This is a genomic window from Brevibacillus fortis, assembly GCF_003013395.1.
Taxonomy (GTDB): domain Bacteria; phylum Bacillota; class Bacilli; order Brevibacillales; family Brevibacillaceae; genus Brevibacillus; species Brevibacillus fortis.
Genome location: NZ_PXZM01000032.1, coordinates 1 through 15,503, shown reverse-complemented (window position 1 = coordinate 15,503; position 15,503 = coordinate 1). Strand labels below are relative to the sequence as shown.

Here is a 15,503-nt window from a genome sequence, read left to right as displayed (position 1 = left end):
AATTGAATAAAAAAAGCCTGTACAGAGTACAGACCGTTAATTGTTCATCAAGGCCAGGATGAAAGCAATGATTCCACCGATAGCCATACCTCCAAAAGCAATGTAAGCAAACCATCTTACAGGTGCTGGCATGCTATGTAAATCGGCGGATTTGCTCGGGAGTCCTTCGATATTTTGCAAGTGACTCATTGCGCTGTTAAAGGCTTGATTGTTGTTCGAAGAATTCATGCTGCACACCTCCAGTTAAGAAGTATTATAGCATAAACCTACAGGGGGATTCCGTGATGGAAGCCCAATCTTCATAAGGAAAATATATCCAAAAACTAACTCTCCAACGAATAAAAACAGTCATTCACCATCTTACCCGCAATTTCAGTGCTTTCGGGCATGATTTTATCCAGCTTCATTCCAGCCTTCTCCAAAACGCGTCTTGAAGCTGCATGCTCTTCAGAACAAACGGCCGTAAATTTATTGAATCCAAAAGTATCCACAGCGAAATCAAATACGCGTCTGATTGCTTCTGTAGCATAGCCCTTGCCTTTGGATCCCTCCAGAATGATGAAGCCCACTTCAGCAGTGAGATGTTCTCGGTTACGGGTGCAGATGCTAATCAAGCCAACGTCGTTACCAGAGTCGGTTTCACGGATGATCCAGGTGAGCCAGTGGGTGGAGTCGAGGCTCCACGGAGCGAGTTCTTTCTCAAAGTTACGGCGGATGTCCTCTTCGCTCATGGTCGCTCCGATATGCTCCATCAGTGTCGGGTTGGAATAGATGGAACGGATCAGCTCCCAATCGTGTAAGGCCACTTTCGTGAGAGTCAGGCGTGCACTGAGGATTTGAGTATTCATGGGATCCTCCTTTGGGGAATTGTAAGGAATATTTCTAATAGTATACGTTGATGAATGAGAAGGAAAGGCGTCTATTACCAAGAGTTGGGCTGTTCATCACAAAAGGCCGTCGATATTCTCGACAGCCAAAAGATTGCCTAGTATCGTCTTTTTTGTTGGACAAAGCTTTATCGTATAAAGCTTGTAACGGATGGGAAAATTGCGGCAATGAAGTTATCGACTATAGATGTTCCTAAGCTCATTGATGTCGTTTTGTGTGGGACCGGTGATTCTTGTTAGCCAGGAATTATTCATGATCGAGTAATCGGACCTGTGATTTAGGCGTATGACATGTCCAATCTCATGAGTAGCCAAGGCTTCTAAATAAGCGGCGTTTCTGTTGCTTACTCTGTTCCATTGGATGACAGTGCCACCGGTAACTCTCGAGCCATTCGATTGCCACCAGCCAAATCCATCATAGCCTCTCGCATAACCTTCACCTAAGGTAATGGGAGCGTTTTGTGATGGTGTTAATAAAACAATGCCTGTGTTATTCCAATTGCGTATCGCTTTTTCATAGGCCTGTCTAAGAGCAGGAATGTTTGTGGTAATGGTTACTTGGTACGAAACGAAGGGGTTATTTTGATCGATTTCAGGTGGATTTCCATTAATAAAAGCAGAGGCGACATAGTATTTCACGCCGTTTTTCTCGTAGAAGAACCATCTATTATCTGAGGCGCTTGTCCAATAATCAGTGAGCGAGGTACCTCGGGTCCAACCAGAAAATTGTACTCGGGTATTAGGAGAAAGCCTGTCGATGATTGCGGCAGAAGTAGATGGTCCGGTACGGATATTGACAGGGATCGGAGCGGATACACCGCTAAAATCTACTTTATATTCGGATTGATCCTGTGCGCTTGTCGGAGTGACAAAGTATCCATTTACGAGAGTAACTAGAGTAAGCGTGAATAGTAGGAGTGTACGTAAAATTCTTTCTAACATCAGTGGGGCTCCTTTCCAAACGAGATTAAAAATGTTTGTCTAATGGTAAAATAGGGTCCCAATATTTTCAAGTCAATTACAAAATATTTACAATAATAGAACCCTTCTCCCTACAAATCTGGTTTTTCCTTGCCATTTCAATAGTAGTTTTTTACTGAAAATTTCTGGAAATGGTGATCAAAAAGGAGTAATGGAGGAGAGGGCATGAACGCCCAAAAATCGCGAGGTAAATTTACAGAATAATCTGGACGAAGAGGAAGGGTTGTGCTACAAATAAAGTTAGTTGAATTTATAAAGCCATTGGAGAAATTAACGTAAAGCAGTTACAGTAAACGAAGGAGAGACGAGCATGTCAAAAGAGGAATATGCGATTGGACTGGATTTGGGCGGGACCAAAATCTTGGCTGGTCTGGTGGATCAGACAGGCCGATTGATCGCACAAAAGCAACTGCCTACGCACGCGGAAGAGGGAGAGAAGGCAGTGATCGAAAGGGTGCTGTCCGCCACGCACGATGTCCTGTCAGCAAGCGGCATCCATCCTGAAAAAGTACGCGGTGTAGGAATCGCTTCAGCGGGTGTGATTAACAGCGATAGCGGTGAAGTCGTTTTTGCGAGCAATTTGGGGTGGCGAAATGTACCGATTGGCACGTTGATTGGGCAAAGGTTCGGATTGCCTGTTCAACTGTTCAATGATGCGAATGCAGCGGCAATTGCGGAGTGGCTATGGGGCGCGGGTGTCGGTACACGAAATATGATTTACGTCACGGTCAGCACAGGGGTAGGGGCAGGAATCATCAGTGACGGGCGGTTGGTTTCAGGTAGAGATGGGAGTGCGGGAGAATTCGGTCATATCTCGATCGATTGGAACGGACCGTCATGCCGTTGTGGAAATCGCGGATGCCTGGAAAATTACGCTTCTGGCACTGCCATCGAAAACGCCGCCCGTCACATACTGACAACCGCGAAGGAGCCCGTTACCAATCGAACCCTTGTTGAAAATGGAGAGCTGACAGCAAAGGTGATCAGTGAAGCTGCTCTTGCAGGCGATCCATTTTTCGCGCAAATCGTAAAGCAAGCTGGGTTTTACTTAGGCATAGGAGCAGCCAATCTGATCTATTTGTTTAATCCAGAGGTAATCGTCTTTGGTGGTGGGGTTATGAACGCATCCGCCTTATTGCTCCCGGAAATCGAAACGAGCATGAGAGAGAGATGCATCCCTGGATTGGTGAATGAAGTGCGGGTGGTCACAAGTCATATAGGGGTGGAGGCAGGTGTGATGGGAGCGGCAGGGGGAATATTCAAAAATCCATATTGCAAAAATTAAAACAATTTTGTATCATCTTATTAATTACTCCACTGAAAAAATTAATTAACAAACGAGAACCAAGGAGGAAGAAAAAATCATGGCAAAATTGAGGGTTGCGGTGATTGGTGCAGGGTCTATTTCAGACATGCACTTGCAATCGTACCAACAAAACGAGCGTACAGAAATTCGCGCTGTCGTCGACTTCAACGAGGAGAGGGCAAAGGAAAAAGCAGAGAAGTACGGTGCCCGGACTTACTACAGCAAGCTTGAAGATGTTTTCGCAGATGAACAGGTAGACGCTGTCAGCATTTGTACGTGGAACAATACACACGCAGAAATTGCCATCGCTGCTCTTGAAGCCGGAAAGCACGTGCTTTTGGAAAAGCCTTTAAGTACAACAATTGAAAGCGCTCTCCAAATTGAAGAGGCTGTGAAAAAGAGTGGGAAGCTGCTTCAGGTGGGCTTTGTGAGAAGGTACGACACGAATGCGCAATTGCTCAAACAGTTCATCGATGCGGGAGAGCTGGGAGAGATTTATTACGCGAAGGCATCCTGTCTGCGCCGATTGGGCAATCCGGGTGGTTGGTTCGCCGACAAGGACAGATCGGGCGGTGGTCCGCTGATCGATCTCGGTGTGCATGTCATTGATCTGTGCTGGTACTTGATGGGCTGCCCAAAAGTAACGACTGTTAGCGGCAATACATACAACAAGCTGGGCAATCGCGCCAACGTCAAAAATCTTTCCTTTTACAAAGCAGCTGACTACGACCCTTCCAAAAACACGGTAGAGGATATGGCCAATGCACTCATTCGCTTTGAAAACGGAGCGTCCCTTTTCGTGGATGTGAGCTATACGCTGCATGCGAAAAAAGACGAGCTGACCGTCAAGCTGTACGGAGACAAGGGAGGCGCCGAGGTGGAGCCAGAGCTGTCCATCATTGCGGAAAAGCATGACACCATCCTGAACGTCAGCCCGCAAATGGATAAATTATCGTTTGATTTCAAGCGAGGCTTCCAAAACGAGATCGATCACTTCATCGCAAGCATTTTGGGTGAAAAAGAAACGCTCAGCCCCGTGCAGGACGGTGTAGAGATGATGAAGATTCTGTGCGGCATTTACGAATCGGCCACGACCGGACGAGAAATTGTGTTCACCCGATAACGGTTAGCAAGACCAATCCATGGACATCCAGATATCACCCATAAAGCAGATGAAGACAAGGGGGAAAAGAAATGAAAAAAGCATCGTTTTTGCGAACAGCATCCGTCTTACTTTTTTCAGTGGCTTTACTTTTCGGATGTTCCAGTGGCGGTGGTAGTGGCAATGGAACTCCGGCCGCTTCCAATGGGGGGACAACAACAGGAGCGCCGCAAAAAGATCAGATGGTGATCGCCGTAAACGAGAACTTCATCACGATGGACCCGCAAAATACAGGGGATGCACTGTCATCAGGTGTCCAAAGCGCCATGTTTGAAGGGCTTCTGATTTACGACAAGGATTTGAAGCTCATGCCGGGTTTGTCGACTGAATATTCGGTGAATGAAGATGCGACGGAGTACACCTTCAAGCTCCGGCAAAACGTTAAGTTCCATGATGGCACACCATTCAATGCAGAAGGGGTCAAAATCAACTTCGACCGGATGAGCAACAAAGACAATAACCTGAGAGCTTATCGGAACTACAAATACATCAAGTCCACAGAGGTAGTCGACGAGCACACGGTAAAAGTAACGCTGAACCAGCCGTTTTCTGCGATGATCAACAAATTCACGACTGGAATCATCAGCCCGGCGGCTTTGGAAAAGTACGGGAAAGACATTACCAAAAATCCAGTCGGTACAGGTCCATACAAATTCGTGGAATGGGTACAGGGTGACCATCTGACGGTAGAACTGAATCCAGATCACTGGAACAAGGGCGCTGCCAAGGTCGGTAAAATCGTCTACAAGCCCGTTCCGGAAAACGGCTCTCGTGTAGCCATGCTGAAGACCGGAGAAGCAGACGTCATCTATCCGTTGCCGGAGCAGCAGGTAGAGACACTGAATGGAGCAGAGGGAGTAAAGGTAGAGCGCACACCTTCTACCATCACCCGCTATGTCTCGATCAATATGCTGAAAAAGCCGTTTGATGATCCCCGAGTGCGCCAAGCCATCAACCATGCAGTCGACAAGGATGCGTTCATTAAAGTGGTAAAGGCCGGATACGGGACGCAATTGGAATCCGTGATGTCCCCGACGATCGCACACTACTCGAAGCAAGGCGTCTATGAATACAACATCGAAAAGGCAAAAAAGCTTTTGAAAGAAGCAGGCTACGAGAACGGCTTCACAACCGATATTTGGGGCAATACGAACTCAGATACGATGAAAGGCATGCAATTCATCCAGCAGCAATTGAAGCAAGTCGGGATTACTGTTGAAGTGAAATCGATGGAAGAAGCGACGCTGTCTGATGAAATCTACGGCATCAAATCGCCAGAAGAAGCAAAAATGAACATGTGGTACGTAAGCTGGTCGTCTGCTGATCCAGACAATGCGATGCGTTCATTGTTCAGCAGCGAGAACTTCCCGCCAGCAGGAGCGAACACGGCTTTCTACAAAAATGACCGCGTCGATCAAAGCATCAAGGAAGCGACACAATCGTCAGACCAAGATAAGCAAAAGCAGCTGTATGGCGTCGTGCAAGAAAACGTGTTTAAAGATGCACCATGGATTTTCCTCGCAGTCGATGAAATCTTGTACGGAAAACGCGCGAACGTGAACGGTGTTTATATCACACCGAGTGGCGGCATCTATGTAAGAGAAGCGGCGTTCCAATAATACTTGAAGCAGCGTTCGGGCATTGTCTGCCGCTGGGCGCTGCTTTCCTTTTAGGAGGAACCGTACCATGTTCCGTTATATCGTAAAGAGACTCATCGAGATCATCCCGATTATTTTTGTCGTGTCGTTGCTCATTTTCTTTTTTATCCATCTGGTTCCGGGTGATCCTGTCCGCTTGGCGGCGGGAAAAGAAGCGACGTTGGAGGAAATCGAACGGGTGCGTCAGGAGCTGGGCTTGGATAAACCATTGCATACCCAGTACGTCAACTACATGCAAAACCTGCTAACAGGGAATTTGGGACACTCCTTGAAGACGGGGCTTCCCATTAGCGATATGTTTGAAAACCGTTTTTCCGTAACGATGACGCTGACATTCATGAGCCTGGGCTGGGCATTGGTGCTCGGACTGCTGATTGGGACGATCTCTGCTGTTTTCCGCAATAAATGGCCGGATTATGTAGGGATGCTGACGGCGATTTCCGGTATTTCCTTGCCTGGATTTTGGCTGGGGCTCATTCTCATACAAATTTTTTCTGTCACGCTGGGCTGGTTTCCCACAGGTGGGGTTGAGAGCTGGAAGAGCTACGTGCTCCCCTCGTTAACCTTAGGAGCAGGCATCATGTCGATGCTCGCTCGTTTTACACGCTCCTCCCTGCTCGAAACCTTAAAGGAAGATTTTATCCGAACAGGTCGAGCAAAAGGGCTGAAGGAATCCGTAGTCGTTCGCAAGCACGCATTGAAAAATTCGATGATTCCAGTCGTGACGATCGCTGGTCTTCAATTCGGCTTTCTGTTGGGCGGATCAGTTGTCGTGGAGACGGTGTTTAGCATTCCGGGTATGGGGCGTCTGTTGATCGATTCCATTGCGTTCCGCGATTATCCGGTTGTACAGGCTGTCATCCTGTTGTTTTCACTGGAGTTCATTCTCGTGAATCTGCTGGTAGATATCTTGTACAAGGCACTGAATCCGAAAATCCGTTATGACAGCTAATGGCAAGGAGGTGACGTAAATGGAGGTAGTAAAAGAAATCGGCCATAGCGCAGTGGTTCCTACGGAAAAGAAATCGCGCGCGCGTGAGTTTTGGAAGAAGTGGAAAAAGCAAAAGACAGCTTTCTGGGCTGGATTTTTTATCTTGTTCTTGTTTGTCATCGCGCTGTTTGGCCCGTGGATCGCGCCTTATGATCCGTACGAGCCAAACTATGATGTGACGTTGCAGACACCTTCCATGGAGTATTGGGCAGGGACAGATGAGTACGGTCGGGATATTTTGAGCCGCATCATCGTAGGGACGGGAATCTCGCTTGGCGTCAGCTTTTCTTCTGTTCTGGTCGGTGCAGTGGTTGGAACGATTTTAGGTTTGATCAGTGGATATTACGGGGGCTGGATGGATCGGCTCATCATGCGGTGGAGTGACGTCATGTTTGCTTTTCCTGATTTGCTGCTCGCAATCGCGATCGTTGCGATTCTCGGCCCGGGCTTGACGAATGTCGTCGTGGCGGTAGCGGTGTTCAGTATTCCATCATTTGCTCGCTTGATTCGCGGCAATACATTGGCTGCCAAGGAAGCGGTGTTTGTAGAAGCGGCGCGGTCCATGGGGGCAAAAAGCAGTCGGATTATTTTTCGTCACATCTTTCCAGAGACCGTCTCCAGTATGATCGTCTTTTTTTCCATGCGGATCGGTACCTCGATTTTGGCTGCATCCAGTCTCAGCTTTCTCGGTCTGGGTGCTGCGCCTGAGAGTCCTGACTGGGGGGCGATGCTCAGTATGGGGCGTGATTATCTCGCCACCTCTCCTCATGTGGTCATCATTCCCGGGATTGCGATCTTTTTGACCGTGCTGGCGTTCAACCTGGTTGGGGATGGCTTGCGCGATATTTTGGACCCGAAAACGAAGAACTAAACGAGGGAGATGGGGCAGATGAGTGAGAACATCATGGAAGTAAAGCATCTGCAGACGCAATTTACGAGAGACAACCAGAAGACAGTCGTCCTCGATCATGTCAGCTTTCATATAAAAAAAGGCGAAGTGCTCGGACTGGTTGGTGAATCGGGCTGTGGCAAGAGCGTGACCTCCTTGTCGATCATGCGCCTGTTCAAAGACACGACTGGAGAGATTACCAATGGCGAGATTGTTTACAACGGTACGAATTTGCTCTCGATTTCGGAGAGTGATATGCGCCGTATTCGCGGAAAAGAAATCTCGATGATTTTTCAGGAGCCGATGACTTCACTCAACCCGGTGATGAAAATCGGAGAGCAATTGATGGAAGCGATTCGCTTGCATCTCGGCTACTCAGACCAAAAGGCGCGAGAGCAAGCAGTGAGCATGCTGACAAAAGTGGGCATTCCGCGCCCGAGCGAAATAATGGGGGAGTATCCGCATCAGCTCTCCGGCGGTATGCGGCAGCGCATCATGATTGCGATGGCGATGTCCTGCAATCCCAACCTGTTGATCGCCGATGAGCCAACTACTGCGCTCGATGTCACGATTCAAGCGCAAATCCTCGATGTGATGAAGCAGCTTCAGGCTGATGAGCATATGTCGATGCTGCTGATCACGCACGATCTCGGCGTCGTGGCAGAGATGTGCAACCGTGTCGTGGTCATGTACGCAGGGCGTGTCGTGGAGGAAGCATCTGTTTACGACTTGTTCGATGAGCCCAAACATCCGTATACCAAAGGCCTGATCGGTTCTGTCCCCAAAATCGGGCAAAAGCGCGCGCGGCTGGATTCGGTTCCCGGGAACGTACCGACACCAAACAATATGCCCAAGGGCTGCAAATTTGCGCCGCGTTGCAAGGATGTCATGCCTGTCTGCTGGGAAAAGGAGCCCGTCATTACGACTGTGGGAGAGGAACGTTTTTGCCGCTGCTGGCTCTATCAAGAGGAAGGTAGGGATGGTCATGTCTAAATCACTGGTCGTGGTAGACGGTATCAAAAAAACGTTCCCGATTGATAGCGGTTTATTGAGCAGCAAAAAAAGCGTAAAAGCTGTGAATCACGTGTCGTTCGATATCAAGGAGGGCGAGACGTTCAGTCTGGTCGGAGAGAGTGGTTGCGGCAAGTCGACGACAGGGCGCTTGGTCACACGACTTTTGATGCCAGATGAGGGCAAGATTTGGATCAATGGCGAAGAAATCTCCAAAATGAACGAAACGAAGCTGCGGGAGGTGCGCAAGCAAGTACAGATGGTCTTTCAGGACCCGTACGCCTCCCTGAATCCACGGATGAAAATTCGCGATGTGGTAGCAGAGCCTCTTCTCATTCATACGAAGCTGTCTGCTCAAGAGCGCGATCGGATTGTCGCTGAAATGCTCGAGGTTGTTGGGCTCTCCAGCTATCATGCGGAGAAATTTGCCCATGAATTCAGTGGAGGGCAACGGCAGCGCATCGGAATCGCTCGCGCCTTGATTTTGAAGCCGAAGCTGATCGTCGCGGATGAGCCAGTCTCTGCTCTTGATGTGTCGATTCAATCGCAAATCTTGAATTTGCTAAAAGATTTGCAGGAAGAATTTCATTTAACCTATTTGTTTATTTCCCATGATTTGAGCGTGGTGGAGCATATTAGCGACAAGATCGGCGTGATGTATTTGGGGAGTCTCGTAGAATCGGGCCCGAAGGAAATGATTTTTGCCAATCCCCGTCATCCGTATACAAAAGCGTTGCTATCTTCGGTTCCGATTCCTGATCCACGGGCAAAGCGGGAGAGGATCATTTTGCAGGGAGATGTGCCGAGCCCGGTGAATCCGCCGTCAGGCTGTTTGTTTCATACACGCTGTCCGTTTGTGATGGACATATGCAAGTCGACACCGCCAGCATTGCGGGAAGCGGCAGACCGTGATCATTTTGTCGCCTGCCATTTATGATTTGAATAAAAGGGATGGTTACATGCGTAGGACGGGTGATTTAAAGCTGATCCAGGAACTGAATCGCTCCATCATATTCGATACGATCCGTCATTACGGCCCCATTTCCCGGAGTGAAATAGCGAAGCGGAACAAACTGAGTCCTACTACCGTGACTTCGGCTGTCAGTGAGTTGATTCGCGACTCGTTCGTATGTGAGGTGGGGACAGGAGAGTCAAATGGCGGACGAAAACCGATCTTGGTCCAGTTCTCCCCTGACAGTCACTTTCTGATCGGTATTTCGATCTCTGGGTCGAAGATTACGATTGCCGAGATGAATCTGGAAGCCGCGGTCAAACGAAAGGAAGTTCACTCGATCAAGCCGTACCAAGGGGAGAGTGTCCTCGCTTATTTGATGGACATCATTGAACAATTTTTGCGTGGAGCCGCGAGCCTGGAGACATGCATGGGAATCTCGATTGTCACGCAAGGCATCGTGGACTCGGTCCATGGGGTGATTCGCTATAATCCGAAGCTTCGCTTGCAGAATGCCCCTGTTAAGGAAATGGTCGAGCAGCGCTTCCAGTTGAAAACCTGGCTGGATAACGACACGAATGCGTACTTACTCGCCGAGAAGACACTCGGGGATTTCAGTCATTATCAAAACATGCTGTACGTCACGATTGGGGATGGACTGGGAGCCAGTATTTTGATGAATGGTGCAATCTACAGGGGCTTTAAAGGCGGGGCCGGTGAATTCGGTCACACCACGATTGATCGGGCAGGTGTGCGGTGTGACTGTGGAAATGTAGGCTGTCTGGAAAATTACGTGAGCTGGCCTGCGATTTACTCCAAGCTGATCTCCTCGCTTGCAAAAGGAAAGTCGAGCCACATCTCGGAATTGGTGGGGCAGGATGTTGGCCGGATTACTCCTGTGGTGTTTCGGCAGGCTTTGGCAGAGCAGGACCCGCTTGCGGTCAGCATTTTGGAGGAAACCGCTTCTTATTTGGCTTCGGGGCTGGTCAATCTGATTCATTTGTTCAATCCGGAAGTCATCATTCTTGGCGGTGAGATCGCCTTCGAAAATGAGCTGTTGATCGCCAAAGTAAAAGACTACGTGGGGGAATACGCGCACGGAATCCTGACGGAGGAATTGGAGATTCGGCCGAATTCATTGGGTGAAAATGTAGAGGTCGCAGGAGCTGCCGCGGTTTTATTGCAGGATACATTTCAGTTTTCGCTATATGAGGGAAGCACGGGGAGAGGGAGATCGGGTTCATGGTAAAGGTTGTTGTCGCAGGGGAAGTGGGAACAAGCGTCAAAGAGTCGCAGGCTTGGTTTCGGATCAAAGAGGCAGAGATTGTAGGTGTGGCTGACAGCTTGTCTTCTTTGGGCGAAATCTTGCAGGGAACAGAAGTGGATATCGTGGATATTGGCTCGGTTTCAGAAAGCGCTGACCAATGGGTGACGCTTGCTGCACAGGCGGGAAAGCATATTTTATGCGCAGACGGTTCTGCTCTAGGGCGTGAAGGAATCCGTTTGTGCGATCAATATGGTGTAGTGCTGCAATATGCAAATACGTTGCGTTTTGCTCCAGAATACGAGCAGGCGCACGAGCAAATAAAGAATGGCACCATAGGAAAAGCAGGTGTCATTCGCTTGCGAAGAGGTGCTCCTGCTTCGGCTGAAAATGCAGGGAAATGCCTATTTCAAGAGCTTGGAATGCGGGAATTCGATTGGCTGCGCTGGACATTTGGCGAGGTTGAACGAGTGATGGCGCGAGAGGTCAAGCACATGAATGAGTCAGGACAGATCGTCTATTATGCGTTGGTCATGCTTCGGATGGCAGGCGGGGCAATTGCTCATGTAGAGCTGTCTTTGGCGGATGGGACAGAACATGCTTCCTTTGAGCTTACCGGTGATCAAGGGATGATTACGCATGATAGCCGGGAAAGCATCCCAATTCGCTGGAGTGGGGGAGAGCGATCTCTTTCTGTAACATTCCGAGGGCTGGACCTGATGCAGCGACAGCGGGAGCATTTCGTTCGCTGTGTACAGAAACAGGAAGTGGCACGTCTGCATGCTCGTGATCTGTTAGCCGCACTTGATATCGTTGCAGCGGCGAGAGAATCGGTCAAGAGGGGACAACCTGTGAAGCTCATCCACGGAGGTGACGAGGGATGAAGGTAGGAATCATCAGCTTTGCCCATATGCATGCACATAGCTACGCTACATATTTGCAAAAGCACCGTGATGTGCAGTTGATAGCAGTCTGGGATGATGACTCGCGTCGTGGAGAGGAAATGGCGACAGCCTACCAGCTCGATTTTTACGAAGATCTGCAAGTCTTTTTGCAGTCTGGTATCGACGCGGTCATTATTTGCTCGGAAAATGCCAAGCACAAGGAGCACGTAATTGCGGCAGCACGAGCGAAAAAGCACATTTTGTGCGAGAAACCAATTGCCACCGAGATTGCGGATGCACGTGAAATGATTCAGGTCTGCAAAGAAGAAGGAGTCATGCTCCAGGTTGCCTATCCTGTCCGATTTGCGCCCGTGATGGAAAACGTCAAACAGATTGTTCAGTCAGGTGCTCTCGGAGACATTCTCGCCATCGATGGCACGAACCACGGACAAATGCCCGGCGGCTGGTTCATTGAAAAAGAGCTGTCTGGCGGTGGGGCAGCGACGGACCACATCGTCCATTTGATGGACCTCGTACGTTGGATGCTCCAAGATGAAGTGAAAAACGTCTACGCCGAGCTGGACACACGCTTTTACGAGATGGAGGTAGAGGATTGTGGCATGGTTTCCGTGGAAATGGAGTCTGGCGTGATCGTCGGTATCGATCCGAGCTGGTCGCGGCCGAAGACGTTCCCGACGTGGGGAGATGTGACGATGCGGATTATTGGCACCAAAGGCACGTTGGACGTCGATGTGTTCAAGCAACACGCGCTCTATTACAATGACCGCGATTCGAAGCTGCAACATTTACCTTGGGCTGTGGATATGGATGAGCGGCTGATTGCCGATTTTGTGCAAAATGTCATGGAAGGCCGACCTCCGTCAATTACAGGAGAAGATGGACTGCGGACGCTCGAAGTGGTGAAGGCAGCCTATGAATCCCATCGTCTCAAGCAAGTCGTCACTATCAACAAGGTGCATTTCTCATCATGATGAGCAGTAGCCTTTCTATACAATAAATCAAATGAGGTGGAACTGATGAAAATTGGATTGAGCACTTACAGCCTGCTGACAGCAATTCGAGCTGGTGAAATGGATGTACTGGATGTCGTGCAATGGATCGCGGATAACGGTGGCGAGCACATGGAAATCGTGCCGTACGGTTTTACACTGGTTGATAACTACGAATTGGCAGATGCTGTTCGGGATAAGGCAAAAGCGGTAGGGATTGAGCTGTCCAACTACTCGATGCCGACCAACTTTATTCAGCCCGACGAGCAAGCCTTTGAAGCAGAAGTTGAACGTGTAAAAACACATGTTGATCTGCTGCACCGCATGGGCATCAAGCATATGCGCCACGATGTGTCCGCCTTTACTGTTCCCGTAGAGGAGACGACAATCGAATACTTCGAAAAGCATTTGGCTGAGATGGTAGAGGGAAGCTGCCGAATCGCTGATTATGCCGCGCAATTCGGAATAACGACGACAATCGAGAATCACGGCTGGCTTGTGCAGGCAAGTGACCGCGTGCAGCGTGTCTTGCATGAGGTCAATCGTCCGAATTTCAAAACGACGCTGGATATCGGAAACTTCATGTGCGTAGACGAGGCTTCGCTGGTAGGGGTGCAAAAAAATCTGCCTTACGCTTCGCTCGTGCATTTCAAAGATTTTTACTTCCGTCCGTCCTACCATGATCCAGGCGCAGGCAAATGGTTCAAAACCGTCAACGGCAACTTCCTGCGTGGGGCGATAGTTGGACAAGGCGATATCAACATCCGGGAAGTCGTCAAGCTGGTCAAACAGTCCGGCTATGATGGCTATATCACGGTCGAATTCGAAGGCATGGAAGATTGCCGCGAAGGGTCCAAGATTGGGATGGACAACTTGCGACGTTTTTGGGACGAAGCGTAAAACGGTAGTGGAAAAACGGCATTTGGGGAGACCTGAATTGCCGTTATTTCTTTAGGCGAAATATAAAAACCTCTCCCTTATGAGGAGAGGCGATGGAGACATTAGAATGATTGCGATGTTTTTGGGTTCGCGCCGTACTGGTTGTCTCCTTGGCTGTCTTGGCACAAGAATACGAGCAAAATAATTGCCCCGATTAAAGGAATAAACGCAAGAAGGATCCACCAACCGCTTCTTCCAGTATCGTGCAATCGGCGAGCAGTTACACTCAAACTAGGCAGTAATACTGCAAGTGAATAGATTATGCCCAAAACAGATGCTGTACCAATTAATGACTCTACGAGAGCAATTACCAGAGACACGATGATGTTGAACAAAGTGAACATCCAATATTCTTGACGTCTAGCTCTTCCTTCAAAAGCAACGTATTTCTTCAACACGCTTGTATACCAATGCATGATAATTTCCCCCTTTCTGCTAAATTTTGACACACTTCGATATTTTATCACTAAACCAATGGGATTAGAACCATATCCTGTCAAGTTTTCCTAATGCTAATGAATCATTTTTGTGTGGGACAAAAGTAATGGGTATTTATGAAGGAGATGGAGGAAAAAGTAAGAGCAAACGAGTTTGGATGCTATCACAGGGGGAAATGCGCTTGGAACAAAAAACAGAACAAAACGTTACGCTGCACGGCTTCAACAATTTAACCAAGTCACTCAGCTTCAACATGTACGACATCTGCTACACGAAAACAAAAGCGGAACGGGAAGCGTATATCGAATACATAGATGAACAATACAATGCCGAGCGGTTGACGAATATCCTGAAAAACGTGTCGAATATTATCGGCGCACACGTACTGAATGTCGCCCAACAAGATTATGTACCACAAGGTGCGAGCGTCACTTTTCTTGTATCCGAGGGGCCAGTCGTAGAGGTCCCTACTGAATCATATGAGGAATCCCCCGGACCTTTGCCTGAAAATGTGGTGCTGCAATTGGACAAGAGCCATATTACGGTGCATACATACCCTGAGTACCATCCAACGGAGGGCATAAGTACGTTCCGAGCCGATATCGACGTCTCGACCTGTGGCGAGATTTCTCCGCTCAAAGCACTTAATTATTTAATTCGTTCGTTTGATACAGACTTGATGACGATTGATTACAGGGTGCGCGGTTTTACCCGGGATATACATGGATACAAGCTGTTTATCGATCACGACATCAGTTCAATCCAAAATTATATTCCCGAGGAAATTAAGGAATTGTTCCACATGATTGATGTAAATGTGTACCAAGATAATATTTTTCATACCAAATGCAAGCGCAGGCAATTTGATCTGAACAATTATTTGTTTGGATACACAAAGGACAAGCTGACACCGGAGGAGCAGGCGGATATTACAGAGCAACTGCAAATAGAGATGGACGAGATTTACTATGGGAAAAATATTGTGAATTAACGAGGAAGCCTTCTCTGATTGGGGAGGCTTTTTTTCGTAGCTGAAGTGGGGGAAAGAAGCGCATTTCCAGTCTACGCTTCGGCCTACGCCCCACAAGGGGGGAATGACTGTCCGCTCCGGAATGAATGCACTGACCCCTG

Annotated in this window: 16 protein-coding genes; 12 read left to right on the top strand and 4 right to left on the bottom strand. The window is 48.6% G+C overall.

What is annotated here, in order from left to right:
- Positions 1-36 precede the first annotated feature (36 nt).
- The 3 genes from C7R93_RS19625 to C7R93_RS19615 all read right to left on the bottom strand — a co-directional run bounded on the left by C7R93_RS19625 (position 37) and on the right by C7R93_RS19615 (position 1,829).
- Entirely contained in the window at positions 37-228 is a 192-nt protein-coding gene (locus C7R93_RS19625; RefSeq protein ID WP_106840393.1) for a hypothetical protein, read from the bottom strand.
- 95 nt (positions 229-323) lie between these two features.
- A complete protein-coding gene (locus C7R93_RS19620; RefSeq protein WP_106840392.1) occupies positions 324-848 on the bottom strand; it encodes a GNAT family N-acetyltransferase in 525 nt (174 codons plus the stop codon).
- A gap of 213 nt (positions 849-1,061) precedes the next feature.
- Positions 1,062-1,829: a matrixin family metalloprotease gene (locus tag C7R93_RS19615; RefSeq protein WP_106840391.1), complete on the bottom strand. Its 768-nt coding sequence runs from the start codon at positions 1,827-1,829 to the stop codon at positions 1,062-1,064.
- A 349-nt stretch (positions 1,830-2,178) separates the two neighbouring features.
- Here C7R93_RS19615 and C7R93_RS19610 point away from each other — a divergent pair, with 349 nt between their 5' ends.
- The 11 genes from C7R93_RS19610 (at position 2,179) to C7R93_RS19560 (ending at position 13,895) form a co-directional block, all read left to right on the top strand.
- Positions 2,179-3,153, top strand: a complete 975-nt coding sequence (locus C7R93_RS19610) for an ROK family protein (RefSeq protein ID WP_106840390.1) — start codon at positions 2,179-2,181, stop codon at positions 3,151-3,153.
- Positions 3,154-3,232: 79 nt separating this feature from the next.
- On the top strand, positions 3,233-4,297 hold the full coding sequence (locus C7R93_RS19605) for a Gfo/Idh/MocA family protein (RefSeq protein WP_106840389.1): 1,065 nt from the start codon (positions 3,233-3,235) through the stop codon (positions 4,295-4,297).
- A gap of 71 nt (positions 4,298-4,368) precedes the next feature.
- Complete coding sequence (locus C7R93_RS19600; RefSeq protein WP_106840388.1) at positions 4,369-5,955, top strand: glutathione ABC transporter substrate-binding protein; 1,587 nt, start codon at positions 4,369-4,371, stop codon at positions 5,953-5,955.
- 67 nt (positions 5,956-6,022) lie between these two features.
- A complete protein-coding gene (gene nikB / locus C7R93_RS19595) occupies positions 6,023-6,946 on the top strand; it encodes a nickel ABC transporter permease (protein ID WP_106840387.1) in 924 nt (307 codons plus the stop codon).
- A gap of 19 nt (positions 6,947-6,965) precedes the next feature.
- Entirely contained in the window at positions 6,966-7,856 is an 891-nt protein-coding gene (locus C7R93_RS19590) for an ABC transporter permease subunit (RefSeq protein ID WP_106840386.1), read from the top strand.
- A gap of 18 nt (positions 7,857-7,874) precedes the next feature.
- Entirely contained in the window at positions 7,875-8,867 is a 993-nt protein-coding gene (locus C7R93_RS19585) for an ABC transporter ATP-binding protein (RefSeq protein WP_106840385.1), read from the top strand.
- A complete protein-coding gene (locus tag C7R93_RS19580; protein WP_208637835.1) occupies positions 8,860-9,822 on the top strand; it encodes an ABC transporter ATP-binding protein in 963 nt (320 codons plus the stop codon). The genes C7R93_RS19585 and C7R93_RS19580 overlap by 8 nt, the downstream gene beginning before the upstream one ends.
- A gap of 22 nt (positions 9,823-9,844) precedes the next feature.
- Positions 9,845-11,086 (top strand): ROK family transcriptional regulator, encoded by a 1,242-nt coding sequence (locus C7R93_RS19575; RefSeq protein ID WP_106840416.1) that lies wholly within the window; start codon positions 9,845-9,847, stop codon positions 11,084-11,086.
- Positions 11,080-11,985 carry a Gfo/Idh/MocA family protein gene (locus tag C7R93_RS19570; protein WP_106840383.1) on the top strand — a complete coding sequence of 302 codons (906 nt, stop codon included), beginning with the start codon at positions 11,080-11,082 and terminating at the stop codon, positions 11,983-11,985. The genes C7R93_RS19575 and C7R93_RS19570 overlap by 7 nt, the downstream gene beginning before the upstream one ends.
- Complete coding sequence (locus C7R93_RS19565) at positions 11,982-12,977, top strand: Gfo/Idh/MocA family protein (protein WP_106840382.1); 996 nt, start codon at positions 11,982-11,984, stop codon at positions 12,975-12,977. Before C7R93_RS19570 ends, C7R93_RS19565 begins: the two co-directional genes overlap by 4 nt.
- A gap of 45 nt (positions 12,978-13,022) precedes the next feature.
- Positions 13,023-13,895 (top strand): sugar phosphate isomerase/epimerase family protein, encoded by an 873-nt coding sequence (locus tag C7R93_RS19560; protein ID WP_106840381.1) that lies wholly within the window; start codon positions 13,023-13,025, stop codon positions 13,893-13,895.
- A 101-nt stretch (positions 13,896-13,996) separates the two neighbouring features.
- Here the strand turns inward: C7R93_RS19560 and C7R93_RS19555 are convergent, their stop codons facing one another.
- Positions 13,997-14,350 (bottom strand): DUF805 domain-containing protein, encoded by a 354-nt coding sequence (locus C7R93_RS19555; RefSeq protein ID WP_106840380.1) that lies wholly within the window; start codon positions 14,348-14,350, stop codon positions 13,997-13,999.
- 203 nt (positions 14,351-14,553) lie between these two features.
- On the opposite strand from C7R93_RS19555, the gene speD reads away from it, so the two are divergent.
- The gene (speD, locus tag C7R93_RS19550; protein WP_106840415.1) at positions 14,554-15,363 is read left to right on the top strand and encodes an adenosylmethionine decarboxylase; all 810 of its coding nucleotides are present in this window, start codon (positions 14,554-14,556) and stop codon (positions 15,361-15,363) included.
- The last annotated feature ends 140 nt before the right edge of the window (positions 15,364-15,503 follow it).